Here is a 541-nt window from a genome sequence, read left to right on the forward strand (position 1 = left end):
GCAAGCGTCGCCGGCCGCGTCGGTGTCCCAAGACCGTGCCCTGACAGGCCGGTTGGTGGTGGGTCGTCTTCTCGCTCCGGACGAGGCAAAGTCCTTGGAGACGGTCCACGTGCGGTTCGCCGCCGCCTCGGCCGGGACGGCGCCGCGCACGGTGTGGCGGTGGTTGGCGATCGCCCGCGAGTCCGGACGGGCGGAACCCGCCCGGCGTCTCTCCTTCACGCTCACGGACGCGTTGTGGTCCCGCTTGTCGGACTGGGCCCGAACGTGAAAGCCCTGCACGACTGGATGCGGGAACACCCTGACCAGGCCCCGCCGTCGCCGACTACGAACACCCTGCCGTGCGTGACGGCGCTCCACCGCGCCGTACAGCAAGAGCGACACGCGGGCCGTGTCCCGGGGGATCTCCCGGCCCGCTCACGCACGCCGCGACCGGGACCGCTACGACCGCGCCCTGGCCGGGCTCGCCCTGCCGATCGCGCCCTGGCCGGGCTCGCCCTGCCGGGCACGGTCGACGAAACCTGCCGCCCCGTGCACGCACCCC

General features: G+C 73.9%; 1 pseudogene. It reads left to right on the forward strand.

The features are described from left to right. A pseudogene (locus tag GT354_RS33205) lies at positions 1-268 on the forward strand (hypothetical protein); the annotation flags it as partial. Positions 269-541 lie beyond the last annotated feature (273 nt).

Origin of the sequence: Streptomyces sp. SID3343 (assembly GCF_009865215.1) — a bacterium.
Taxonomy (GTDB): Bacteria; Actinomycetota; Actinomycetes; order Streptomycetales; family Streptomycetaceae; genus Embleya.